The following is a 488-nucleotide window of genomic DNA, read 5'->3' on the forward strand; positions in this document are numbered from 1 at the left end:
CCATCCAAAATTTTGATTCAAGATTTTCTTTCGGTTTATTATATGTTTGAGCCAATATAAGCTACAAAACTGCTGTCTATCCATTTTTGAGTAACCTCATTTATATCAATCCCAATAGTAGCCAACCCAATAATGCTGCAATCCAATTTCTCTAACAAAGCTATTAAAGCCTTCATTTGAGAACCTGTCTCTATCCAATCATCTACAATCAAAACTCTTTTGTTCCTCACAATAGAACTCTTAGATATTTCAAAGCTTTTATCTTGACCTGAATAGTCGGTAAAATGTGTCGAAATAATCTCTTCTTTTGCGTATGGCAGCTTATCACCTTTTCTTACTCCAATAAACCCCACTCCAAGTTCTTTGGCTATGGCAGTGCCTAGTATCCATCCAATTGCTTCTGGGGCAGCCACATAATCTACTTTATTTTGAAAATCCAATGATAGTACTTTTACAATTTTATCAAAAACGGTTTTATGTGTAAAAAT

1 protein-coding gene is annotated in these 488 nt (G+C 34.0%); it reads right to left on the reverse strand.

Going from position 1 to position 488, the window contains the following annotated elements; translation table 11 throughout:
• Positions 1-38: 38 nt before the first annotated feature.
• A partial coding sequence (locus P7D84_RS13730) for a phosphoribosyltransferase family protein (RefSeq protein ID WP_125292798.1) occupies positions 39-488 on the reverse strand: 450 nt, incomplete at its 5' end.

This window comes from Enterococcus dongliensis (genome assembly GCF_031927985.1).
Classification (GTDB): Bacteria; Bacillota; Bacilli; order Lactobacillales; family Enterococcaceae; genus Enterococcus_A; species Enterococcus_A dongliensis.